The organism is Blastomonas sp. UPD001 (assembly GCF_003426715.1).
In the GTDB taxonomy this organism is placed as follows: domain Bacteria; phylum Pseudomonadota; class Alphaproteobacteria; order Sphingomonadales; family Sphingomonadaceae; genus Blastomonas.
In genome coordinates this window covers 1,957,588-1,981,902 of the sequence record NZ_QKVT01000001.1, presented here as the reverse complement: position 1 = coordinate 1,981,902, position 24,315 = coordinate 1,957,588, and the positions used below count along the sequence as shown (strand labels likewise).

Below are 24,315 nucleotides of genomic sequence, written 5' to 3'. Positions count from 1 at the left end.
TGCATGCGGCATCTTCTCCTTTGACACCGGTAGCAATTGCCTGAAATAAGGCGATCAGGAGGGGACAGACATGCGCCATCAGCATTCGCACCGGGCAACCGGCATTTCCATTTTCAAGGCCGCGCTCCTCGCCGGTTGCGCTCTGGGCGCCGCAGGAACCGCGCAGGCGCAGGTCGCCGAGGGCGAACAGCCGACCACGGTCGAGGACGAAGCCCCCGCCGCCGACGAGATCGTTGTCACCGGTTTCCGCCAGTCGCTTGAAGCCGCGATCAATCTCAAGCGCACCTCGGTCGGCGCGATCGACGCGATCGTCGCCGAGGACATCGCCAAGTTTCCCGACCAGAACCTCGCGGAATCGCTGCAGCGCATCCCCGGCATCTCGATCACGCGTGATGCGGGCGAAGGCCGCGCGATCACCGTGCGCGGTCTGTCGAGCCAGTTCACCCGCGTTCGCGTCAACGGTCTCGAAACCGTAGCGACATCGACTGATGGCGCCTCGGCCAACCGCGACCGCGCGTTCGACTTCAACGTGTTCGCCTCGGAGCTGTTCAGCTCGATCGTCGTGCACAAGACCGCCGAGGCCAGCCTCGACGAAGGCTCGCTGGGTGCGGTGGTCGATCTCAACACCGGCAACCCGCTCGCAGCCAAGGCGGGCTTTACCGCAGTCGGATCGGCGGTGGTCAGCTATAACGACCTGTCCGAATATGCAGGGCCCCGCCTTGCCGGACTGCTGAGCTGGCGCAACGATGCCGGCACGTTCGGCGTGTCGCTCTCGGCGGCCTACCAGAAGACCCAGGTGCTAGAACTCGGCAACAACACCGTGCGTTGGGCACAGGCGCGCTTCGACTCGGTCAACGGCGCGCCGTGCTTCACCGCCAGCGCAACCAACCTGACCGCCGTGCGCAATTCGGGCGGCGTGTACACGAACGGCCGCAGCGCCGCATGCGACCAGGCCGCGCTCGCCTTTCACCCGCGCATTCCGCGCTATGGCGAGGTCAAGCACGATCGCGAGCGTCTGGGCATCACCGGATCGGTGCAGTTCGCCCCGACCGACATGACCAAGTTCTCGATCGACGGTCTGTATTCGCGCTTCAACAGCGACCGCCGCGAGCGCTGGGGCGAGGTGCTGTTCCGCTCGAACGAGCGCTCGATCGACGTAGTCAACCCGGTCTACGACGCGAACAACAACATGATCAGCGGCACGTTCAACGATGCCTGGGTCCGCACCGAACATTATCTGCGCGAAAGCACCACCGAATTCTACCAGGTCGGCGGAACCTGGGACCAGGACCTGTCCGACAGCTTCCGCTTCACGCTGCTCGGCGGCATCTCGAAGTCAACTGCCGACATTCCGGTGGAAACGACGGTCGTGTTCGATGATCGCGACGCGCAGGGCTATAGCTACGACTATACCGACATGAAGCGTCCGAGACTGACCTTCGGCACCAGCGTCACCGATCCGGCGGTGTTCCAGCTCGCCGAAATCCGCGACCGTCCGTCGGAAATCGTCAACCAGTTCAAGACCGCGCAGCTGCGCACCGAATGGGATGTCACCGACGGGTTCACCGTCAAGGCCGGTGTGGTCTGGCGCCGGTTCGAGTTCGACACCGTGGCCTTTACGCGCGACACGGCGGTGTGCGGCAATGGCGGTCTCGACCGCGTGCTGGGCACCATCACCTGCTCGGCCTCGAGCGTGTTCGGTCCGACGGCCGTCTATGGTTTCCCGGTCACGCCGCAGCTTTCGGAGCTGTTCCAGCTCGGCAAGGCCGGTCAGCCCTCTGGCAACACCAATGCCTGGCTCGTCCCCAATCTCGATGCGACCACCGAATTCACCAAGTTGTACAGCCGCCCGCTCGCGCTGGACGCAGGCAACAATCGCGGCGTGCAGGAAACCACCAAGGGCGGCTATCTGCAGTTCGATGCCAAGGGCGACCTGTTCGGCCTCGAATATGCGCTCAACGCCGGCATCCGCTATGTGAAGACCGAACAGTCGTCCTACGGCCTGGTCGGCGCGGTCGAGGCGACGATCGAGCGCAGCTATGACGATTGGCTGCCCTCGGCGAACCTCGCGATCTTCCCGGCGCAGAACCTGATCATCCGCGCGGCGGCGGCCGAGGTGATCACCCGTCCGACGCTCGGCTCGCTGACGCCGGGCGGGTCGGCCGACGGCTTCAACTTCCGCGTCAACAGCGGCAACCCGTTCCTCGAGCCGTTCCGCGCCACCAACTACGACCTTGCGATCGAATGGTATTTTGCGCCGCAGGCGCTGCTCTCGATCGCCGGGTTCATCAAGAATGTCGACAGCTTCACCCAGACGGCGGCGATCACCGAGGCGACCTTCGCGCAGACCGGCCTGCCGGTTTCGGTGCTCAACCCCTCCTCGCCCGCCGCGCTCAACCCGGCGCTGCTCAACCAGCCGATCTGGACGCTGACCACCCCGGTCAACGGCACTGGCGCGAAGCTCAAGGGTGTGGAAATCGCCGCGCAGATCCCGTTCAGCGCCTTTACCGACGGGTTCTTCGGCAATTTCGGTATCCTCGCCAACGCGACGTTCATCGACAGCAATGCCGATTTCATCGTGCAGGGTCCCGCCACCACGCCGGGCGGCGCGCTGGTCAACGTGACCCGCAGGGCCGCGCTCGCCAACGTCTCGAAGCGATCGTACAACGGCACCTTCTACTATGACGACGGCAAATTCTCGGCGCGCGTGATGGGCACCTATCGCAGCCGCTGGCACGAAGGCGCGAGCGGAACCGGCAACATTCTCGAAGGCTATGGCAGCCAGTTCAACCTCGATGCCTCGATCCGGTACAAGTTCACCGAGTGGCTCGAAGTCTCGCTGGAAGGCAACAACCTGACCGACACCTATCGCTATCGCTTCACCGATTTCGATGCGGACCGGAACTACGAGAACAACCATTTCGGCCGCACCTTCTTCCTCGGCGCGCGCTTCAAATACTGATCCCAACCGGGGCAGCGGTTCGTCGCTGCTCGCACTGCCGACGCAAAGGAGCCGCCATGCCGATCGATCGCCGGTCCCTCATGGCGGCTCCGCTCGTTCTGGGGCTCGCCAGCCTGGCGAAGGCGCAGACGCCGGTGCCCGAGGTGCCGGGCGGCGCCCTGCCCCCTGGCCTGCCTCAGCCGTCCGAAACCATCGATCTCTGGCCCAAGGGTGCGCCCGGTGCTCCCGCCAAGCCGCTTGTCGAGACGGTCCAGGAGCGCTCGACCGACCGGCTGGTCACCGACCGCGCGGTGTTCGGCATCACCAGGCCGCGCATGGCCGTGTTCCGGCCCGACCGGCCCAATGGCGCAGCGGTGCTGATCACGCCCGGCGGCGGCTATCGCTGGGTGGTGGTCGACAAGGAAGGCTATGAAATGGGCCGCTGGCTGGCAGCACGGGGCTTTACCGCCTTCGTGCTGTTCTACCGGCTGCCCGGCGAAGGCTGGGCGGCGGGACCCGATGTCGCGCTCGCCGATGCGCAGCGGGCGATGCGGCTGATCCGCCACCGTGCCCGCGATTTCGCGGTCGATCCGGAACGGGTCTCGGCGATGGGTTTTTCCGCTGGCGGCCATCTTTGCGCCGACCTCTCCACGCGGTTCGATGCGAAAGCCTATGAACCGGTCGATGCTGCCGACGCGCTTTCGGCCAGGCCGCACAGCGCCGCGCCGATCTATCCGGTCATCGGCTGCCGCGGCCGCCGACGGCTGCGGCGGGGCTGCTTCGGGTTGCGGCTGGGGCTGGGTCCCGGGCTCGTCCGCGCCGCGCGCTATCTGCAGATCGCTCATAGCCGCTTCCGGATCGCGTTGACCGGTTCGAGCAGCCAGCTCAAGAAGCTCTGCCGTTCGAGGATGATGTTCGCCTTGAGCGTCATGCCCGGCTGCACCGGATAGGCCTTGCCGAACGCCATCACCGCCTGGTCGTCGAGCCGGATGCGGACGCGATAGGTCGCGCTTTCGGGCTTGATCGGCGCGGTGACATCCTGCGGCGCGATCGCGCTGCGCGAGATCTCGGTGATGATGCCCTTGAACGTCCCATATTGTTCATAGGGAAAGGCATCGTACATCAGCCGCACTTCCTGGCCGACACTGGCAAAGCCGATCGCGCGGGTGGGGGCGTAGACCTCCGCCTCGAGCCGGGTGTTCGCGCCCAGGATCTGCATCACCGGCTGGCCGGGCGCGATCGTCTGGCCGACCTTGGCCTGGACCACGCCGACCACGCCGTCGAACGGCGCGGTGAGCACGGCGGAACTGCCCTGCCCGATCGACAGCCGCTGCTTCTCGATCTCGATCCCCGTGCCGCGCAGCTCGGCCAGCCGCTCCTCGAGCCGGATCGGGATCTGGCGCAGATCGGCGCTCGCCTGCTGGTTCTCGGCGCGCAGGCTGGCCTGTTCGGCGACCAGCCGCTGCAATTCGGCCTCTTCGGCGAGCAGCGCGCGGCGCTGGTTCTCGTAATCGATGCGATTGATCGCCTTTTCGCGCTCGGCGCGGGTGATGATGGCAAAGCTCTTGCGCGCCGAATCGACCTTTTGCCGCTGGATCGTGATCTGCTCGGCAACCGTGTCGAGCCGGGCCGCGCTGGCCTGCACGGTGGCGGCAAGCCGGCTCGAATCCTCGCGTGCGCTGGCGCGGGCCAGGCCGACCTGGTTGGCGATCTCGCTGCCCTGACGCGCCAGAATGTCGAGCGACTGGGCTGCAGGATTGGCGCTGGCGCTGTTGGCGCTTTGCAGGCTGAGCGTTGCCAGCTGCTGCCCGGCGCGCACCAGGCGGCCTTCCTTGACCGCGATCGAGGTGATCTGGCCCGGCTGCATCGGCTGGATATTCGCCATCGGGCCGTTGGGCACGATCCAGCCTTCGACCAGCTGGGTGCGCGCGAAGCTTCCGGTGACCAGCCAGACGGTGACGACGATGACGCCGAACAGCAGCACCAGCGTGATGGGAAGCGTCGCGCCCGAATAGAGCGGGACGGTGCGGCCATAACGCTGCAACCGTTTGGCTTCCAGAACTTCGGGCCTGAAGAGAGTCATGCGCAATCCATGGTTCCGGAGCGATTGCCCGGCGGGTTTCGGCAAATTGCGTTAGACGATCAGTCCTAATTCCACGTTAAGTATGGTTCGGGCGAGCGCGCACGAAAAAGGGGCGCGGCCACCCGGCCACGCCCCCTTGTCATTGTGTCTGACGAAAGGTCAGATCAGCAGCCGTGCTTCGGCTTGGGCGCGCAAACCGGAGCGGGCTTGCAGTAGACGGCGGGCTTGCGCAGCAGACCGAAAATGCCGCCCAGCAGGCCACCGATGAGGCACAGGGTGCCACCCGAAACTTCCGAAACTTCATTCTTGTCAAGAACGCGCATTACCATTCTCCGTTAATCAAAGTTCTGAACCTAACCCCTTCCAGGTCGGCAACGCCTATCTACTTGGCAATCTGGCGATTCGGAACCCGATCAACATGGTTAAAAAATCCCGAAACTGGACAGATTCGCAACATCCGTTAATTTTACTTGAGTTTGCAATTAACTCTGGCCGCATTGACTTGGCTGTGGCGGATCACCCGTAGCGCCGCCGGTGCCGGTTGAACGCCGGGCGACATGCTGCTAGCTGCGCGGGCACATCTTGAGGGGTCGGTTCCGCACCGTTCCCCGCCGCCTTTTGCACAAGGACGCCATATGGTCCCCCGTTACGCCCGCCCGCAAATGACCGCCATCTGGGAGCCGGAGGCGAAGTTCCGCATCTGGTTCGAGATCGAGGCGCACGCCACCGACGCGCTCGCCGAGATCGGCGTGGTACCCAAGTCCGCCGCCAAGGCGCTGTGGGCCTGGTGGGCGACCAACCCGGCGATCGATGTCGCCGCGATCGACGCGATCGAGGCGGTGACCAAGCACGATGTCATCGCGTTCCTCACCTGGGTGGCGGAGCAGGTCGGCGACGAGGCGCGCTTCATGCACCAGGGCATGACCAGCTCGGACGTGCTCGACACCTGCCTTGCGGTCCAGCTCGCGCGCGCGACCGACATCCTGCTGGCGGACATGGACGCGCTGCTCGCCGCGATCGAGCGCCGGGCGATGGAGCACAAGTACACGCCGACCATCGGTCGCAGCCACGGCATCCATGGCGAGCCGACCACCTTCGGCCTCAAGCTCGCCCAGGCCTATGCCGAATTCGACCGCTGCCGCGCGCGCCTCAAGGCCGCGCGTGCCGAGATCGCCACCTGCGCGGTTTCGGGCGCGATCGGCACCTTTGCCAATATCGATCCGCGGGTCGAGGCGCATGTCGCCAAGAAGCTGGGCCTGGCGCTCGAGCCCGTCTCGACCCAGGTCATCCCGCGCGACCGGCATGCGATGTATTTCGCAACGCTGGGCGTCATCGCCTCGTCGATCGAGCGGCTGGCGACCGAAATCCGCCACCTGCAGCGCACCGAGGTGCTCGAGGCCGAGGAATATTTCTCGCCCGGCCAGAAGGGTTCGTCGGCCATGCCGCACAAGCGCAATCCGGTGCTGACCGAGAACCTGACCGGCCTTGCGCGCATGGTGCGCAGCGCCGCGCTGCCCGCGATGGAGAATGTCGCGCTGTGGCACGAGCGCGATATCTCGCACAGCTCGGTCGAGCGGTTCATCGGCCCCGATGCGACGATCACGCTCGACTTCGCGCTGGCGCGGCTGACCGGGGTGGTCGACAAGCTGCTCGTCTACCCCGAGCGGATGCAGAAGAATCTCGACAAGATGGGCGGGCTTGTCCACTCGCAGCGCGTGCTGCTGGCACTGACCCAGGCGGGCGTGAGCCGCGAGGACGCCTATCGCCTGGTCCAGCGCAACGCGATGAAGGTGTGGGAATCGGACGGCGCGCTGTCGCTGCTCGACCTGCTCAAGGCCGACGAAGAGGTCACCGCCGCGCTATCGCCGGAAGAGATCGAGGAGAAGTTCAACCTCGATTATCATTTCAAGCATGTCGACACGATCTTCGCGCGCGTCTTCGGCTGAGCATCGGCGGGCGTAACGCCCCCACGACATCGGACGAACCGCGATGGCCGGGCTGCGCGCCCGGCATTCGGAGGTTCGCTGATGACGCGTGCAATTCCCTATGGTGCTACATCGCCGCTCATGGTGGCGTTTCATGCCGGGTCGCGGGGCGAATGGAAGGTCGTGCGGCAAACCACCCGGATCGGTGAGGCGCTGCCGGTGCCCGAGCGCATCGGAACCGGAGCCACGCACGAGCCTTCGCTGTGGACGCTGACCGGCTTCACCTCGAACCTGCGCTATACCACGCCCCCCGAACGCCAGCGTCTCGATGCGCGCTCGGCGCCGCTGGGGCGCAGCGAAGCGCGGATGGCCGCGCTGATCCCGATCCGCAAATCGCCAGCATGGTGGGCGATGGCGCAGGACGAGCGCCGCGCGGTCTATGAACGCTCGGGCCATATGCCGATCGGGCTCGGCTATCTGCCCGGCATCGCGCGCCGCCTGTATCACTGCCGCGACCTGGGCGAGCCGTTCGATTTCCTCACCTGGTTCGAGTTCGAGCCCGAGCTCGAGGGCGAGTTCGATGATCTGCTCGCGCGGCTGCGGATTACCGAGGAATGGCGCCATGTCGATCGCGAGATCGACATCCGGCTGATCCGTACCGACTGACCGGGCCGGTGTCCGCCGGGACAGCGGACTGGCCAAGCCGCAATTATCCCCCTATGCTGGCCGCCGACCGCCGGGACGCGGGCAGGCTTAAGGGAGAATGCGCTTGAGGGAGACTGGGCGGTCATGCAGTTTCTGAAGACACTCGTGCTCATCATGATCGCGGTGGTGTTCATCGTGTTCGCCTATAACAACTGGCAGGCGGTGACCGTGGACCTGTGGGGCGGGCTGGAACTGGTGACCAAGCTGCCGGTGCTGCTCCTGCTGACCTTCCTTGCGGGCGTGCTGCCCGCCTGGGCCTATCACCGCACCGCGATGTGGCGGCTCAAGCGCAGGCTCGCGACGCTCGAAGCCAACCAGGCGCGCACGGCATCGGCACCCTCGCCGACCCCGGCACCGCCGTCGGTCACGGCCGTGGCGGCAGAGCCCGAGCCGGAACCGGTTCTGCGTTCGGTTTGAAGGATCATAACAGGGGCCCGTTTTCCATCATGTCCAATCCCATCTATCTCGCGGTCGATCTTCCCGATCTGGCCCGCGCCACCGCTCTGGTGCAGCAGGTGCGCAGCCATATCGGCGGGGTGAAGCTGGGGCTGGAATTCTTCTGCGCGCATGGCCACCACGGCGTGCACGAGATTGCGAAGATCGGCCTGCCGATCTTTCTCGACCTCAAGCTGCACGATATCCCCAACACCGTCGCGGCCGCGATGCAGGCGATCCATGTGCTCGAACCTGCGATCGTGACGATCCATGCCGCAGGCGGCCGCGCGATGATGGAGGATGCCAAGGCCGCCGCCGGCGCGAACACCAAGGTGGTCGCGGTCACGATGCTCACCAGCCTCGACGACAACGACATCGCGCGGATCGGCTATGCGGGTACCGCGCACGACAATGTGCTGCGGCTTGCGGAGCTCGCGCATGTCGCGGGGCTCGACGGCATCGTCTGTTCGGGGCAGGAGGTCGGCGCGGTCCGGCAGCAATGGCGCGACGGCTTTTTCGTCGTCCCCGGCGTGCGCCCCGCCAGCGCCGCGATGGGCGACCAGAAGCGCGCCGTCACCCCGCGCCAGGCGCGCGATGCGGGCGCCTCGGTGCTGGTCATCGGCCGCCCGATCGCGCGCGCGGAAGACCCCGATCAGGCCGCGCGCGACATCATGGCGACGTTGTAGAATATCCCCCATATTACCGTCACCCCCGCGAAGGCGGGGGTCCCGCTTTTGCGCCAGGTAGCAGCAAAGCGGGATTCCCGCTTTCGCGGGAATGACGAGACACGGGAAACGAAGGTAACATGACCACCCTCATCAAGATCTGCGGACTTTCCACCGAAGCGGCGATCGATACCGCCGCGCGCGAAGGGGCGAGCCATATCGGCCTCGTCCATTTCGAGAAGAGCCCGCGCCATGTCACGCTCGAACAGGCGGCCGAGCTGCGTCGCAGCGCGCCAAGCCACGTCCAGGTGGTGCTGCTGCTCGTCAACGCCTCGCCCGAACTGACGCAGCGCGCGCAGCGCACGGTGCGGCCCGATGTCATCCAGTTCCACGGCTCCGAAAAGCCCGAATGGCTGGGGATCGTGAAGCAGCACATGCCGGTCGAGGTGTGGAAGGCGCTCGGCCTGCGCAGCGCCGAAACGCTGGTCAATGCGCGCCGCTTCGATGGCCAGGCCGACCGGCTGCTGTTCGATTCCCCCGCCCAGGCGCTGCCCGGCGGCAACGGCACCGTCGCCAACTGGACGCTGCTCAAGGGGCATCAGCACGCTCTGCCCTGGGGTCTGGCGGGCGGGCTCGACCCGGACAATGTCGGCTTTGCGCTCGCCGCGACCAGGGCGCCGCTGGTCGACGTCTCCTCGGGCGTGGAAAGCGAGCCGGGAGTCAAAGATATGGACAAGATCGCCCGCTTTTGCCAAGCGGTTCGCGACCATGACCAACACCGCAACCCAGCTTAACAGCTATCGCAATCAACCCGACGCACAGGGCCATTTCGGCCAGTTCGGCGGGCGCTATGTTGCCGAAACCCTGATGCCCCTGGTGCTCGATCTGGAGAAGCACTACCGGGCCGCGAAAGCCGATCCCGCGTTCCAGGCCGAGTTCGACGACCTGCTCGAACATTATGTCGGAAGGCCCAGCCCGCTTTATTATGCCGAGCGGCTGACCGAGGAACTGCGCAAGGACGCACCGGAGGGCAAGGGCGCACAGGTCTGGTTCAAGCGCGACGAGCTGAACCATACCGGCGCGCACAAGATCAACAACTGCATCGGCCAGATCCTGCTCGCGATGCGCATGGGCAAAACGCGGATCATCGCCGAGACCGGCGCGGGCCAGCACGGCGTTGCCACCGCCACCGTCTGCGCGCGCTTCGGCCTGCCCTGCGTCATCTATATGGGCGCGACCGACGTCGCGCGGCAACAGCCCAACGTGTTCCGCATGAAGCTCCTGGGTGCAGAGGTCGTGCCGGTGACCTCAGGCGCGGCGACGCTCAAGGACGCGATGAACGAAGGTCTGCGCGACTGGGTCGCGAACGTCCACGACACCTTCTACATCATCGGCACCGCCGCCGGTCCGCACCCCTATCCGGAACTGGTCCGCGATTTCCAGAGCGTGATCGGCAAGGAAGCGCGCGAACAGATGCTGGCGCGCACCGGCCGCCTGCCCGACCTGCTGGTCGCGGCGATCGGCGGCGGATCGAACGCGCTGGGTCTGTTCCACCCCTTCCTCGACGATCAGGTCAAGATGCTCGGCGTCGAGGCGGCGGGCTATGGCCTCGACGGCGACCAGCACGCTGCCAGCCTGCTCGGCGGCTTTCCCGGCATCCTGCACGGCAACAAGACCTATCTGCTGCAGGACGAGGACGGCCAGATCACCGAGGGCCATTCGATCAGCGCTGGTCTCGACTATCCCGGCATCGGCCCCGAACATGCCTGGCTCAAGGACATGGGCCGTGTCGAATATACCGCGATCACCGATGACGAGGCGCTGGACGCGTTCCAGCTGCTCTGCCGCACCGAGGGCATCATCCCCGCGCTGGAGCCGAGCCACGCGATCGCCGCAGTGGCCAAGGTCGCCGCGACCATGGACCACGACCAGATCATCCTCGCCAACCTGTGCGGACGCGGCGACAAGGACATCTTCACCGTGGCAGACAAGCTGGGAGTGGAGATGTGAGCGTGGCAACGCAAGCAAACCCTTCCCCCCTGGAGGGGGAAGGATACGGAGCCTTGCTGCCGCAGGCAGCTAGGCGCAGTTGGATGAGGGGGTCTGCGCGAAGCCGTCCGGCTGCGCTGCACCCGCCTCACCCTCACCCAGCTTCGACTAGGTTCGCTGCGCTCACCAAGTCTGCGCAGCCCTCTCCCGTCAAGGGAGAGGGATGATGGCCGCCAGATTATCCTCCGCCTTCCCCGCCGACCGCGCGGCGCTCGTGTGCTTCGTCACCGCGGGCGATCCCGCGCCCGCGGCCACGCCCGCGATCCTCGACGCCCTCGTCGAGGGCGGTGCGGATGTCATCGAACTGGGCATGCCGTTCACCGACCCGATGGCCGATGGCCCCGCGATCCAGGCGGCGAACCTGCGCTCGCTCGCAGCTGGCACCCGGACTGCCGACATCTTGGCAATCGCCGCCGATTTCCGTAGCCGTCACGCGAACGTACCGCTGGTGCTGATGGGCTATGCCAACCCGATGACCCGGCGCGGACCCGAATGGTTTGCCGATGCCTGCGCCGCCTCAGGCGTCGATGGCGTCATCTGCGTCGATATTCCGGCGGAGGAAGACGCCGCGCTCGGCCCGGCACTCCGCGCCAAGAGTATCGCGCCGATCCGCCTCGCCACGCCCACCACCGATGCCGCACGGCTGCCCGCCGTGCTCGAAGGCGCGGGCGGGTTCCTCTATTATGTCTCGGTCGCCGGGATCACCGGCAAGCAGCAGGCGGCACAGGCGAGCATCGAGGAAGCGCTGACGCGGCTCAAGGCCTCGACAGACCTGCCCGTCGCCGTGGGCTTCGGCGTGCGCACGCCGGAGCAGGCCGCCGCCATCGCGCGCGTCGCCGATGGCGTCGTCGTCGGTAGCGCGATCGTGGACATTATCGCCCAGCATGGCAGCGCGGCAGCTGGCCCGGTGCGCGACTATATCCGCAGCCTCAGCACCGCCATCGCCGCCGCCCGCCAAACCACGAACGCCTGACAGGAGCATCCCCCATGAGCTGGTTCAGCCGTGTCCGCAATTCGATTCCGCTGATCGCCAAGCGCGACACCACGCCCGACAATCTGTGGCACAAGTGCAAGGCCTGCGGCGAGATGGTGTTCGCCAAGGAGTTCGAGGACAATCTGTCGGTCTGCCCGAAATGCAATCACCACGAACGCATCGGCGCGCAGACGCGCTTTGCGATGCTGTTCGACGACAAGATCTGGGAAGAGCTGCCCGCGCCGGTGGTCAAGGAAGACCCGCTCAAGTTCCGCGACAGCAAGAAATATGTCGATCGCATCAAGGCCGCGCGCGCGGCGGGCACCGCCACCGACGCGCTGACCAATGCATTGGGTCGCATCCAGGGGCACAAGGCGGTGGTCGGCGTGCAGGATTTCGCCTTCATGGGCGGGTCGATGGGCATGGCGGTGGGCGAGGCGTTCATCCGCGGCACCGAGCGCGCGATCGCCGAGAAATGCCCCTATGTCATCTTCACCGCAGCGGGCGGCGCGCGCATGCAGGAAGGCATCCTCTCGCTGATGCAGATGCCGCGCAGCACCGTCGCGATCAGCCGCCTGCACGCGGCGGGCCTGCCCTATATCGTCGTGCTGACCGACCCGACCACCGGCGGCGTCACCGCGAGCTACGCGATGCTGGGCGACATCCAGATGGCCGAGCCCAATGCGCTGATCGGCTTTGCCGGACAGCGCGTGATCGAGCAGACGATCCGGGAGAAGCTGCCCGAAGGCTTCCAGCGCTCCGAATATCTGCTCGAGCACGGGATGCTCGACATGGTGGTCGAACGCAAGGACCTGCGCGAACGGCTGGGCAGCGTGATCGACTATCTGATGGCGGCCAAGGCGGCGGCATAAGCGCAAGGGCGGTGGGCGCGAACAACACAAATCCTCCCCAGCAAGGGGAGGTGGATCGCCGCAGGCGAGACGGAGGGGTGTCACCCTCGCGCAGATGTGGACACCCCTCCACCGCTTCGCGGTCCCCCTCCCCTTTCAGGGGAGGATTTTAAGGTGGACCACGCCATCTCTGCTCATCCCGGTCCGGCAAGCCGAGTGCCCTTAATGGCCCACCCCGGTCCGGCAAGCCGGACCTGCCCCTCCCGCAAGCGGGAGGGGAGAGCGTAATGGACCACGCCATCTCTTCCCATTCCGGCGTCCAGACGCAGCTCGACCGGCTTGCCGCCTTGTCGCCGGGGCGCGATGTGCTGGGGCTGGAGCGGATCACCGCGCTGCTCGATCGCCTGGGCAATCCGCATCTGCGCCTGGCACCGGTCTTCCATGTCGCGGGGACCAACGGCAAGGGATCGACCTGCGCTTTCCTGCGCGCCGCGATCGAGGCTTCGGGCCTGACCTGCCATGTCTATACCAGTCCGCATCTGGTGCGCTTCAACGAGCGCATCCGGCTTGCCGGGCGGCTGATCGCGGACGAGGCGCTCGCCGATTATCTCGCGCGCGTGCTCGACATCGCCGAGGGCATCAACGCCAGCTTTTTCGAGGTGACCACCGCCGCCGCGTTCCTCGCCTTTGCCGAGACGCCCGCCGACGCGTGCGTGATCGAGGTGGGCCTCGGCGGCAGGCTCGATGCGACCAATGTGCTGCCCGCGCCTGCGGTGTGCGGCATCGCGGCGCTCGGCATCGATCACGAGGCCTTCCTGCTCGCGCCGGAGGACGGCACGCCCGAGATTCCGCTCGAACGGATCGCGTTCGAGAAGGCGGGCATCGCCAAGCAAGGCGTGCCGCTCGTCATCCAGAAATATGCCATCGGCATGATGGGTGCGATCGCGGGCCAGGCGATGCGCGCGGGCGCCTATGTCAAGGCGCGGGGCGAGGACTGGGACGCGGCGCTCTATCAGGGGCGGCTGCATTATCGCGATCTCGACGGCAAGCTCAGCCTGCCCGTGCCGCGCCTGCCCGGCGCGCACCAGGCGGACAATGCCGCGCTCGCGGTCGCGATGATCCGCCACCAGAGCGCGCTCAGCATCCCCGACAGCGCCTTGAGCGCTGCGATGGGCTGGGCCGAATGGCCCGCACGGATGCAGCGGCTGAACAATGGTCCCCTCGTCCAGTTGCTCGGTACCGACGAGCCGGTCTGGCTCGATGGCGGGCACAATCCCGACGCCGGCGCGGCGCTGGCGCGGCATGTCGCGGCCATGGGCGGGAAGGTGCATTTGATCATCGGCATGCTGTCGAACAAGCAGCCCGGCGCCCTGCTCGGCCCGCTCGAGCCGCATCTCGCCAGCGTCGATGCCGACCAACGGCAATGCGGGCGCGGCGCTCGCCGCCTATGCGAGGCGCTGCGGCATCGAGACGGTGGTCTTCTGCCCCGACGACACGCCCGAGATCAACGTGCGCGAGATCGCGCTGCAGGGCGCGCGCGTCTGGCGGGTCAACGGGCTGATCGACGATTGCGGCGCGATCGTCGCCGAGGGCGCGAAACAGGGGCGCTGGTACGACGTCTCGACGCTCAAGGAGCCGTACCGGATCGAGGGGAAGAAGACGATGGGACTGGAGCTCGCCGCGCAGTTCGGCTGGCAGTTGCCCGATGCGATCTTCTATCCCACCGGGGGCGGCACCGGGCTGATCGGCATGTGGAAGGCGTTCGACGAGCTCGAGGCCCTGGGCTGGATCGGCCCCGCGCGGCCGAAGATGTTCGCGGTCCAGGCTGCAGGCTGCGCGCCGATCGTCAAGGCGTTCGACGACGGGGTCGAGCATGCCGAGCGCTGGGAAAATGCCGAGACCATCGCGGCGGGCATCCGCGTGCCGCGCGCCGTGGGCGATTTCCTGATCCTGCGTGCGGTGCGCGAAAGCGGCGGCAGGGCGCTGGCGGTGGACGATGAAGCGATCGAGCGCGCGGTGGTGCAGGCGGCGAAACAGGACGGACTGCTGCTCTGCCCCGAAGGCGGCGCGACGCTCGCGGCCTATCACGATGCGCTCGCCGCCGGGCTGGTGGGCAAAAGCGACCGGGTGGTGCTGTTCAACTGCGCGACGGGCCTCAAATACCCGATGCCCGATGACTCGCGCACGCTCGATCGCCACGCGCCAATTGATTTCGACGCGCTCTAGGTTTCCGCCATTCCCGTCATTCCCGCGAGTGCGGGAATCCCGCTTCGTCAGCCAGACTTGCACAGAAGCGGGGCCCCCGCTTTCGCGGGGATGACGGCGATTGGCTCAGTCCAACAGCTTAAAGCGGAAACGCCTGGCGGATCGCGAGCAGCCGGCGCAGCGCGCGGCCGAGCGGCAGTTCCTCGGACATGCCCATGCCGCCGTGCAGCTGGATCGCCTGCTTGCCGACCTCGACCCCATCCTCGCTGACCGCGCGATAGGCGGCGCGCGCGGCGCGGGTCGCGGCTTCGGCATCGCCGGCAGCATCGTGCGTCACCGCCTCATAGACCAGCGAGCGCGCCTGATCGAAGGCGACCTGCATGTCGACCATGCGGTGCTGGAGCACCTGGAACGAGGCGAGCGGCACGCCGAACTGCTTGCGGTCCATGGTATAGGCCTGGGTGGCGAGGCACACGCGGCGCATGATCCCGGTGCCTTCGGCCGCGAGCAGCAGCCGCGCCTTGTCGATCACCTTTTCGAGCGCTTGGGCTGCCGCGCCTGGGCCGAGCAGCAGCGCATCCGCGCCGAGCGCCGCGCTCTCGAGCTTCACATCGGCGACCCAGTGATCGTCGCGCAGGCGATAGGGGATGACGGTGACGCCAGCGCCATCGGCGGGGACGAGGAACAGGCCGAGGCCCGCCGGACCGCTGCCCGGCTCGCCCTCGATCCGCGCGAGCACGATGATCGTTTCGGCCGCCGCCGCACCATGGGCGAGCGACTTGTGGCCGGTGAGCGTCCAGCCGTCGCCGCTCTTGCTGGCCTTGGCCTCGCAATACCAGATGTCGTGCCGCGCGCGCGGTTCATGCAGCGCCACGCCCACCGGCGCGCCGCCCGAGACGATGCTCTCGATCAGGTCGCTGCGGCTCTGCGAGTCCGGGCTCGCGGCGATCAGGCCGCCGGCCAGGATGGTGCTCGCGAGCACCGGTTCGACCACCAGGCCTTCGCCCAGCACCTCGAACAAGCTGACGCAATCGCCCAGACCCGACTGGCCCTCGGGCTGCAGACCGCCATCGGCCTCGGAAAAGGGCAGCATCAGCCATCCGGCCTCGGCCATCTCGGACCAGAGCGCGGTGTTGAGCGGGCTCTCGCCCATCTGGCCGAGCCTGTCATCGGCATAATGTTTCTGGGTGAAGCGGCGGGCGCTGTCGATCAGCAGCTGCTGGTCATCATTGGGTGCGAACATGGGTGTGAAATCCTGAATATCCACCTGGCGCGGATCAGCTGATCCGCGCCAGGTCTGATGCGCACGTCCCTCGACTTCGCTCGGGACAAACGGAAGGGGTGCCTGGTCCTCAGATCCCTGCGGCCATCATCTTGGCGAGAATGTTCTTCTGCACCTCGTTGGTGCCGCCATAGATCGACTGGGCGCGGCCGAAGAGGAAGACCGACATCGCGTGCTCGCCTTCATGGCCATAGGGATGGACCGGGTCGTTCGCCGGACGCGGCAGCGCGGCAGGGCCCGCAATGTCCAGCGCCAGTTCGGACACGTCCTGCGACAGCTCGGTGCCGAGCAGCTTCAAGGGCGCGACCAGCCGCATCGCCTCGGCCGACTGGCTGGGGGCTTCGAGCGCGCGCGCCTCGAGCGCCGCCAGCTTGGCCAGCCGCTGCTCGAGCGAATCGAGCCGCTGCGCGATCACCGGATCGTTGATCGGCGGGTTGATGAAATGCTCGACCGAGCTGGCCCATTCGCGCAGCCGGACAAGGTCGCCCGTGGTGCGGGCGACCCCGGCAATCCCGGCACGCTCGTTGCCGAGCAGGAACTTGGCATAGGTCCAGCCGTCATTCTCGTTGCCGACCAGGTTCTTCACCGGCACGCGCACATCGGTGAAGAACACCTCGTTGAGATGATGCATGCCATCGATCGTGCGGATCGGGCGGACCTCGATGCCGGGCGTGTTCATGTCGATGAGCAGGAACGAGATGCCGTTCTGCTGCTTCACCTCGGTATTGGTGCGCACCAGGCAGAAGATCCAGTCGGCCCAGTGGCCCTGCGTCGTCCAGGTCTTCTGGCCGTTGACGACATAATGGTCGCCATCGCGCACCGCGCGCGTCTTCAGGCTGGCCAGGTCCGATCCCGCGCCGGGCTCCGAATAGCCCTGGCACCAGAAGCGGGTGCCGTTGAGAATGTGCGGCAGATGCTCGGCCTTCTGCTCCTCGGTGCCGAAAGTGTAGATGACCGGGCCGACCATGGTGAGGCCGAACGGGCTGTAGGAGGGCGCGCCCGCCTTGGTCGATTCATCGGCAAAGATGCGCTTCTTGGCGAGTGACCATTCGCAGCCACCATATTGCTTGGGCCAGCCGGGTGCACCCCAACCGCGCTTCGCCTTGACGCCCTGCCACCAGGCGGTCAGCTCCTTGCTGCTATTGGCAAAGCCGTCGGCGGCGAAGCGCTTTTCGGGGGGCAGCTCGGCATCGAGAAACGCGCGAACCTCGGCGCGGAAGCTCTCCAGGTCTTCGTCTTCGGTCATGATCCTCACCTTGTCCTGAACGGATTTGTTGGATGCCAGTCTGCACCCCCGACACCCAAATGCAAGCCGCGATGCCAAGAAACTGACGCATTGGCGCGATAGCATGATAGGCTCATCCTTGCGGTGCCGGGGCTGACGCTACGGCGCACTAAGGTCAGGCGAAAGGACGCAGGAAATGGGCAATTCCGCACCGAGTGCGCAGCCGGTCGACAGCAGCGATCCCTATGCCCGGCTCGAGCAGACCTTCCCGGTGCTGAGCGAGGACATGGCGGGCCGAATCGCGCGTTTCGGCCTGCACGAGGCGCTGGCAGACGGCGATTATGTCTTCCATCGCGGCGAACGCGCGGTCGATTTCTTCCTCGTCTGCACCGGCGAGATCGAGATCATCGATCATGGCGATCATGGCGAGGAAGGTATCGTCCACCGCCATTGCGCGCGCCAGTTCACCGGCGAGCTCGACCTGTTCAATGACCGCAAGATCCTGGTCAGCGGACGCGCATCGGGGCCGACCGAGGTGATCCGCGTGCCGCGCGCCGATTTCCGGCGGTTGATCGTTGCCGAACCCGATATCGGCGAGATCATCATGCGCGCCTTCATCCTGCGCCGCGTCGCGTTGATGCAGCATCAGCAGGGCGCGGTGACCCTGGTCGGCCCGGCGCGCAGCGCCGACACGGTGCGGATCAACGCCTTCCTGACGCGCAACGGCTATCCGCACCGCACGATCGATTCGTCGACCGATCCCGATGCGGCGGCGTTTCTGGAGGGTTTCGGCCTCAGCGATGGCGACCTGCCGGTGGTGATTTCCGAAGAGCAGATTCTGCGCAACCCGAGCACGCACGATCTCGCCGATGCGCTCGGCGTCGCGATCGCGATCGACCAGCAGCGGCTGCACGATCTGATCGTCGTCGGGGCAGGGCCGGCGGGGCTGGCGGCGGCGGTCTATGCCGCGTCCGAAGGGCTCGACACGCTGATCGTCGAATCGACCGCGCCCGGCGGCCAGGCGGGGACGAGCAGCAAGATCGAGAATTATCTGGGCTTTCCCACCGGCATTTCCGGCCAGGCGCTCGCGGGCCGCGCGCAGGTGCAGGCGCAGAAATTCGGCGCGCGGCTCGCGGTCTCGCGCGCGGCGACGGGGCTCGATTGCAGCGGCGGCCATTTCCGCTTGCAGCTCGAGGACGGCACGGTGGCCGAAGCGCGCGCGGTGGTCGCGGCCACCGGCGCGCGCTACCGCAAGCTCGATCTGCCCGATTACGCCCGGTTCGAGGGCGCAGGCGTCTATTATGCCGCGACCGCGATGGAGGCGCAGCTCTGCGCGAACCGCGCGGTCGTGGTGGTCGGCGGCGGCAATTCGGCGGGGCAGGCGGCGGTCTATATGTCGCGCTTTGCCGCGCACGTGCACATCCTGGTGCGCAGCGAGGGGCTTGCGGCGACCATGTCGAGCTATCTGATCGACCGGATCATGGCCTCGGAGGCGATCACGCTGCATCCGTATAGCGAGGTCACCGCGCTGTCGGGCGACACGCATCTGGAAGGGCTCGCCTGGCGCGACCGGCGCAGCGGCGACGAGACGCGGATCGAGGCGGGCGCCTTGTTCGTGATGATCGGCGCGCAGCCCTGTTCGGACTGGCTGCAGGGCTGCGCCAGGCTCGACGAGGCCGGGTTCATCCTGACCGGCGACGGCTGCTCGCCGTTCGAGACCAGCCGCCCTGGCCTGTTTGCGGTCGGCGATGTCCGCTCGGGCTCGGTCAAGCGCGTCGCCTCGGGCGTCGGCGAGGGATCGGTGGTGATCCAGGCGGTGCACCGCTTCATCGAGCGGCAGAAGACCGACGCGATGGGGTGCGCGAAATAGAAATCCTCCCCCAGCAAGCTGTGGGAGGATTTTGCTGTCACCGATCCTTGAACTCCGGCGCGCGCTTTTCCATGAATGCGCGGCGCGCTTCGGCATAATCCTCGGTCATGCTGAGCAGAATCTGCTGGCGATCCTCGAGCGCCAGCGCCGCCTCGAAGCCGGGCGCGTCGATATTGCGGTTGAGCGCATCCTTGCTGAGCCTCAGCCCCATCGGGCTCGCCAGCAGCATGTCGGCGGCGAGCGCCTCGGCCCTGGCGAGCAGCTCGTCCGGCGCGGCGATCTCGCTGACGAACCCGGCGGAAAGCGCGCGCTCCGCGCCGACGAAGCGGCCCGACAGGATCATCTCGGCAGCGAGCGAGCTGCCCACCAGCCGCGGCAGGAAATAGCTCGACCCCATGTCGCAGCCGCCCAGGCCGATGCGGATATAGGCCGCGTTCATGCGGAAATCGGGGGTGCAATAGCGCACGTCGCTTGCGAGCAGCAGCGACATGCCGCCGCCGCACGCCGCGCCTTGCGCGCAGGCGATGATCGGCTGCGGACAGGCACGCATCAGCTGCATCACCGTGGCGATCGCGCGCTGGGTGCGCCAGCCGCCATGCACCGCGCCCTCGCCCTCGCGCGGACTCCATCCCTTGAGGTCGAGCCCGGCGCAGAACGCCCGGCCCTCGGCGCGCAGGATGACGACGCGCACCGTGTGCCGGTCCGGAAGGCCGCGGAAATAATCCTGCAGCGCCATGATCATCGGCTCGTCCATCGCGTTCAGCGCTTCCGGCCGGTTGAGCGTCACGGTGTCCACCGCGCCGTTCGACGTGATCATGATCGGTTGAGTCATCGGGCCTTGTCCTCTCGTGCCACCCATGACCCGCAATGGGTCGCAGCGGCTGTATCATGGTTAATCCAGTTTGAACCGTTGCCGGGTCGGGCTACAGGCAGGGCGTGCCGAAAAAGGCCTTCCGACGTCAACCGCAAAGGTGTGCTGCCGCAATGCTGTCCTCGATCACCCAGCGCCTCAGGGGCCGATCCGCCGGGGAGATCGTGCGGCTGATCGGGCACAATATCGTCTATCATGCGCGCGAGCTGAGCCCGCAGGCGCGCCGCCGGAACCGCAGTTTCCAGGCGTTCGACGCGCAATGGGGCACCGATACCTTCGCGATGCGCGAGCTGCACACGCTGAGCGTCGATCCGGCGCTGGCCGCGCATGCCCGGCGCTATCAGGCGAGCAGCGGCGTCAACATGGCAACCTGGTTTGCCGATCTGAAGGTCGATTTCGCGCGCACCGCGTTCATCGATTATGGCTGCGGCAAGGGTCGCGCGGTGCTCGAGGCGGCGCGCTTTCCCTTCGCTCGCGCGATCGGCGTCGAATTCGCGCCCGAACTGGTCGCGATCGCCAACCGCAATCGCGACATCATGGCCGGCAGGGGCGCGCTCGCGGCCCCGGTCGAGTTCCTCTGCATGGACGCCGGGGCGTATGAGCCGCCCGCCGATATCGACCTGGTCTGCTTCTTCTACGATCCGTTCGGCGATGCGGTAATGGCCCCGGTGGTCGAACGGCTCGAGGCGCTGACGCAACCGGTATCGGTGATCTATCTGGAGCCCAATTGCATCGGCCAGTTCCGCCGATCGGGCCACTGGACCGAAGCGGTCAGCGTCGACAATCTGGTGTTGCGCAATCCAGCCGCGCAGGCGCGCTGATGCCGGGCCGCCCGCCGCCCAAAAACTGTGGTTAATTGACATCTCATCTTCAAATTCATGACCTTAGGCTGTCATTCTCTTGCCTTTTTGCTGTGCCAATGCTTAACATCGAATAGGGGCGAGGTTTGCTGATTTCACAAGGAAGCGGTTTATCCTTGCGGGATTTCTGCACTGGACGATCGTCCGGTTTCGGCTGTCTGTGATCGGGTGCACAATACCGGTCGGATAGACTGCTAACCGGTCGTCGGCTGCGGATTCCCGACGTTCCGAGATGGGGTCGCACCCTCTCAATTCCCTTCGGGGCACTGGAACCTGAAACCGCATGGCGAGCTGGCGGACCTTGGATGCAAGAAGCGGTCGACGGGCCGTAACGATCGGTGCGCTGGCGCTAGGCCTGGGGGGCGCCTTGCTGCTCCCCGCGCCGCTGGCGGCGCAGGCGCTGCCCGGCAATGTGCGCCCGCCCGCCGGCACGTTCGAGCGCGAGAATCGTGCGGCGGAGGTGCCGCTCTCCACGCCGCGCACGCCCTTCACCATCGATCGCCCGCGCACCGACCCGAGCAGCGTCGACGATACGCAGAAGGTGCGCGTCACGAAATTCCGCATCATCGGCTTCAACTATCTCAACGAGGATCGGCTGCAGGCGCCGCTCAAGCCGTTCCTGGGGCAGGAGCTGACGCTCGCCGATATCTACCGCGCCGCCGACCTGCTCACGCGCGTCTATGCCGACGCCGGTTTTGCCCTCTCCTTCGCCATCGTGCCGACCCAGGATGTCGCCAATGGCGTGGTCACCCTTCAGGTGGTCGAGGGCAGCGTCGATGCGCTCGAAATCCAGCTCAAGTCGAGCGCCGGGCTGGTCGGCAAGACCCGGCTGACCGAGATGGTGCGCCGCCGTTTCACCCCGCTGATCAAGCGCGGCCCGGTGATGGTCGACGAACTCGAGCGCGCGATCCTGACCACCGGCGATCTGGGCGGTCTCGATGTCTCGGTGGTGGTACGCCCGTCCGAAACGACGCCCGGCGCGGCCAATCTGCTGGTGGTGGTCAATCTCGACCCGCTCGAGGTCGAGGCGCAGTTCGACAACCGCATCCGCGACAATCTGGGCGAGCGGCGGTATCGCGCCGGGGCGACCGCCAATTCGGTGCTGGTGCCGGGCGACCAGCTGGTGGCCGATGTCCGCGCGACGATACCGACCGACGGCTTCGTGTCGGGCTATGTCCAGTACAGCGCGCCGATCACCGACGACGGGCTGACCGGTACCGTCAGCTATTCGCGTGCGCGTTCGCGTGCGGTTCGCGGTTTCCTCTCGATCCTGCAGTTCCGCGGCGAGGAAGAGGTGGTCCGCGCAGGGCTCAGCTATCCGCTGCGCCGCACCCGCAATTCCAGCCTGATCGTCGGGCTGGAAGGCACCGCGATCAATTCGGACAGCGGCATTTTCGGCGTCACGCTGATCGACGATCGCAGCCGCTTCTACGAGTTGTACGGCAGCTATGACTGGTCCGCCGCCGATGGCAGCGTCGGGCTGTTCCGGCTGGGATTGTCGCAGGGGATCAACGGCCTGGGCGCGACCGGGCGGTTCAATCCGCTGCGCAGCCGGACGCTGGGCGATCCCGAATTCACCGCGCTCAACGGCTCGCTGGTGTGGACAGCGCCGCTCTATGGCACGGCGCGGGTGCGGGTGAATGCCGAAGCGCAGATCGGCCTGAATGGCGGCGCATCGGCGTCGCGCGAGTGCAATTACGGTGGCGACCAGTTCGGCCGCGCCTATGATTATGGCGCGGCGGGCGGCGACCATTGCATCAATGTCGCGATGGAGGTCAACGATCGGCTGAGCGTTGGCGGCGTCACCGTGCAGCCCTTCCTGTTCGTCGATGCGGGCATATTGCGCCAGGGCGGGCGGCTCGACTTTGCCGAGCTGCGCGTGACGGAGCTGTGGTCGGCGGGCGGCGGATCGCGCATCGCGCTGCCTTACGGGCTGTTCGGCGAAGTCTATGCCGCCTGGCCCGGCAAGGCGCGCTTCACGCCCGACGGCAGCAGCGATCCGCGCATCTTCTTCTCGATCGGAGCGACGCGATGAACCGGCGCGGTACACGGGGTGAAGGCGCGCGGCCTCTGTCCGGCTGGCAGATCGCGCTGCGCACGGGCGTGGCGGGGCTTGCGCTCGCCGCAGCGCAGACCGCCCATGCCAATCCGAACGGTGGCAAGGTGGTCGCGGGCCAGGCGACCATCAATGGCCAGGGGACCGGCCGGCTGCGGATCGACCAGGCGAGCGACCGTGTCGTCATCAACTGGGACAATTTCTCGATCGATGCAGGCGAGGGGGTCGATTTCCGCCAGCCTAATGCACGATCGATCGCGCTCAACCGCGTGACCGGGCCCGAGATCAGCCAGATCCTCGGCGAACTGACCGCCAATGGTCAGGTGTATCTGATCAACGGCAACGGCATCGTCTTCGGCAAGGATGCCAAGGTCGATGTCGCGGGGCTGGTCGCGACCAGTGCCGATATCGGCAACGAGGCGTTCATGGCGGGCGGGGCGCTTCGCTTCGGCACGCCGGGCCGCGCCGGCGCGAAAGTCATCAACCACGGCACCATCACGGTGCGCGATGCGGGCGTCGCGGCGTTCGTCGCGCCGCAGGTCGCCAATGACGGAATTATCACCGCGCATATGGGGCGCATCGCCTTTGGCGGCGCGCAGGCGTTCACGCTCGACCTGCACGGCGACAATCTGATCCGCTTCCAGGTCGGTGACGCGGTGACGAAGCTCGACGACAAGGGCGCGCTGGTCGGCGTCGACGGCGTGGTCGATGCACGCGGCGGATCGGTGCTGATCACCGCCTCGGCGGCGCGCGATCTGGTCAACCAGTCGGTGCGCATCGGCACGCCCCAGGCGGCGAGCATGCAGACCGGCCCCGATGGCAAGGTGTCGCTGGTCGCGGCCAAGGTCGCGATCACTGCGCCGGGCGAGGTGCAGGTCGGCCGCAATGTCGCGATGGACCTGTCGTCCGCAACCAATGCGGCGCCCGCGGGAAGCGCCAAGGGCAAGGGCGGCAAGGCCAGCGATACGGAGAACGCGATCGGCTGGGTCGGATCGCTGAACGGCGACGGCAGCGCACCGGGTCAGGCGATGGCTGCGAGCGGCTCCGGCGGCACGCTGACGATCAGCGCGGCGCGCACGATCCTCGACGGCACGATCAACCTCGACGGCAGCAAGGCGGGCGGCACCGCGCATATCACCGGCAGCGAATTCCTGTCCTTCGGATCGATCCTGTCCGCGAGCGGCCAGGATGCGGGCGGCAAGATCCGGCTCGACGCGGGCGGCTTCTCGCTCGCCGGGCGGATCACGGTCAACGCCGCGCTCGGCAAAGGCGGCAGCGTCGATATCAGGACGACGCGCCGGGCGATCGACACCGGCGAT

At 66.8% G+C, this 24,315-nt stretch carries 19 protein-coding genes and 2 pseudogenes; 16 read left to right on the top strand and 5 right to left on the bottom strand.

Annotation, left to right across the window (positions count from 1 at the left end; all coding sequences use genetic code 11):
* Positions 1–70: 70 nt before the first annotated feature.
* Both DM995_RS10055 and DM995_RS10050 read left to right on the top strand, forming a co-directional pair.
* The gene (locus tag DM995_RS10055) at positions 71–2,962 is read left to right on the top strand and encodes a TonB-dependent receptor (protein WP_116969336.1); all 2,892 of its coding nucleotides are present in this window, start codon (positions 71–73) and stop codon (positions 2,960–2,962) included.
* Positions 2,963–3,018: 56 nt separating this feature from the next.
* The gene (locus tag DM995_RS10050) at positions 3,019–3,891 is read left to right on the top strand and encodes an alpha/beta hydrolase (protein ID WP_232824282.1); all 873 of its coding nucleotides are present in this window, start codon (positions 3,019–3,021) and stop codon (positions 3,889–3,891) included.
* On the opposite strand, the gene DM995_RS10045 is transcribed toward DM995_RS10050, so the two are convergent.
* The gene (locus DM995_RS10045) at positions 3,783–5,024 is read right to left on the bottom strand and encodes a beta-barrel domain-containing protein (RefSeq protein WP_116969335.1); all 1,242 of its coding nucleotides are present in this window, start codon (positions 5,022–5,024) and stop codon (positions 3,783–3,785) included. The genes DM995_RS10050 and DM995_RS10045 overlap by 109 nt on opposite strands.
* Before the next feature lie 164 nt (positions 5,025–5,188).
* Positions 5,189–5,347: a hypothetical protein gene (locus DM995_RS21250; protein WP_157973155.1), complete on the bottom strand. Its 159-nt coding sequence runs from the start codon at positions 5,345–5,347 to the stop codon at positions 5,189–5,191.
* A gap of 312 nt (positions 5,348–5,659) precedes the next feature.
* Here DM995_RS21250 and purB point away from each other — a divergent pair, with 312 nt between their 5' ends.
* The 10 genes and pseudogenes from purB to DM995_RS09995 all read left to right on the top strand — a co-directional run.
* Positions 5,660–6,970: an adenylosuccinate lyase gene (gene purB, locus DM995_RS10040; RefSeq protein ID WP_116969334.1), complete on the top strand. Its 1,311-nt coding sequence runs from the start codon at positions 5,660–5,662 to the stop codon at positions 6,968–6,970.
* A gap of 81 nt (positions 6,971–7,051) precedes the next feature.
* Positions 7,052–7,615 carry a chlorite dismutase family protein gene (locus tag DM995_RS10035; RefSeq protein ID WP_232824280.1) on the top strand — a complete coding sequence of 188 codons (564 nt, stop codon included), beginning with the start codon at positions 7,052–7,054 and terminating at the stop codon, positions 7,613–7,615.
* Between the two features lie 123 nt (positions 7,616–7,738).
* Complete coding sequence (locus DM995_RS10030) at positions 7,739–8,071, top strand: hypothetical protein (RefSeq protein ID WP_116969332.1); 333 nt, start codon at positions 7,739–7,741, stop codon at positions 8,069–8,071.
* A gap of 29 nt (positions 8,072–8,100) precedes the next feature.
* On the top strand, positions 8,101–8,775 hold the full coding sequence (gene pyrF, locus DM995_RS10025; protein ID WP_023836780.1) for an orotidine-5'-phosphate decarboxylase: 675 nt from the start codon (positions 8,101–8,103) through the stop codon (positions 8,773–8,775).
* Positions 8,776–8,894: 119 nt separating this feature from the next.
* Positions 8,895–9,548, top strand: coding sequence for a phosphoribosylanthranilate isomerase (locus tag DM995_RS10020; RefSeq protein ID WP_116969331.1), 654 nt, complete (start codon positions 8,895–8,897; stop codon positions 9,546–9,548).
* Positions 9,523–10,764, top strand: coding sequence for a tryptophan synthase subunit beta (trpB, locus tag DM995_RS10015; RefSeq protein WP_116969330.1), 1,242 nt, complete (start codon positions 9,523–9,525; stop codon positions 10,762–10,764). Before DM995_RS10020 ends, trpB begins: the two co-directional genes overlap by 26 nt.
* A 205-nt stretch (positions 10,765–10,969) precedes the next feature.
* A complete protein-coding gene (trpA, locus tag DM995_RS10010; protein WP_116970412.1) occupies positions 10,970–11,776 on the top strand; it encodes a tryptophan synthase subunit alpha in 807 nt (268 codons plus the stop codon).
* A gap of 14 nt (positions 11,777–11,790) precedes the next feature.
* Positions 11,791–12,648, top strand: a complete 858-nt coding sequence (accD, locus tag DM995_RS10005; RefSeq protein WP_116969329.1) for an acetyl-CoA carboxylase, carboxyltransferase subunit beta — start codon at positions 11,791–11,793, stop codon at positions 12,646–12,648.
* 266 nt (positions 12,649–12,914) lie between these two features.
* A pseudogene (locus DM995_RS10000) lies at positions 12,915–14,039 on the top strand (bifunctional folylpolyglutamate synthase/dihydrofolate synthase); the annotation flags it as partial.
* A pseudogene (locus tag DM995_RS09995) lies at positions 14,032–14,853 on the top strand (threonine synthase); the annotation flags it as partial. The pseudogenes DM995_RS10000 and DM995_RS09995, both read left to right, overlap by 8 nt.
* 118 nt (positions 14,854–14,971) lie before the next feature.
* On the opposite strand, the gene DM995_RS09990 reads toward DM995_RS09995, so the two are convergent.
* Complete coding sequence (locus DM995_RS09990; RefSeq protein ID WP_116969328.1) at positions 14,972–16,075, bottom strand: acyl-CoA dehydrogenase family protein; 1,104 nt, start codon at positions 16,073–16,075, stop codon at positions 14,972–14,974.
* Positions 16,076–16,184: 109 nt separating this feature from the next.
* Positions 16,185–17,360 (bottom strand): acyl-CoA dehydrogenase family protein, encoded by a 1,176-nt coding sequence (locus DM995_RS09985; RefSeq protein ID WP_023837558.1) that lies wholly within the window; start codon positions 17,358–17,360, stop codon positions 16,185–16,187.
* A 175-nt stretch (positions 17,361–17,535) separates the two neighbouring features.
* Here DM995_RS09985 and DM995_RS09980 point away from each other — a divergent pair, with 175 nt between their 5' ends.
* Complete coding sequence (locus tag DM995_RS09980) at positions 17,536–19,209, top strand: FAD-dependent oxidoreductase (RefSeq protein ID WP_116969327.1); 1,674 nt, start codon at positions 17,536–17,538, stop codon at positions 19,207–19,209.
* 37 nt (positions 19,210–19,246) lie between these two features.
* Here the strand turns inward: DM995_RS09980 and DM995_RS09975 are convergent, their stop codons facing one another.
* Positions 19,247–20,041, bottom strand: coding sequence for an enoyl-CoA hydratase/isomerase family protein (locus tag DM995_RS09975; protein ID WP_116969326.1), 795 nt, complete (start codon positions 20,039–20,041; stop codon positions 19,247–19,249).
* 152 nt (positions 20,042–20,193) lie between these two features.
* Here DM995_RS09975 and DM995_RS09970 point away from each other — a divergent pair, with 152 nt between their 5' ends.
* The 3 genes from DM995_RS09970 to DM995_RS09960 all read left to right on the top strand — a co-directional run.
* Positions 20,194–20,901 (top strand): class I SAM-dependent methyltransferase, encoded by a 708-nt coding sequence (locus tag DM995_RS09970; RefSeq protein WP_116969325.1) that lies wholly within the window; start codon positions 20,194–20,196, stop codon positions 20,899–20,901.
* 406 nt (positions 20,902–21,307) lie between these two features.
* Positions 21,308–22,975, top strand: a complete 1,668-nt coding sequence (locus DM995_RS09965; RefSeq protein WP_198669318.1) for a ShlB/FhaC/HecB family hemolysin secretion/activation protein — start codon at positions 21,308–21,310, stop codon at positions 22,973–22,975.
* A partial coding sequence (locus DM995_RS09960) for a two-partner secretion domain-containing protein (RefSeq protein ID WP_116969323.1) occupies positions 22,972–24,315 on the top strand: 1,344 nt, incomplete at its 3' end. The genes DM995_RS09965 and DM995_RS09960, both read left to right, overlap by 4 nt.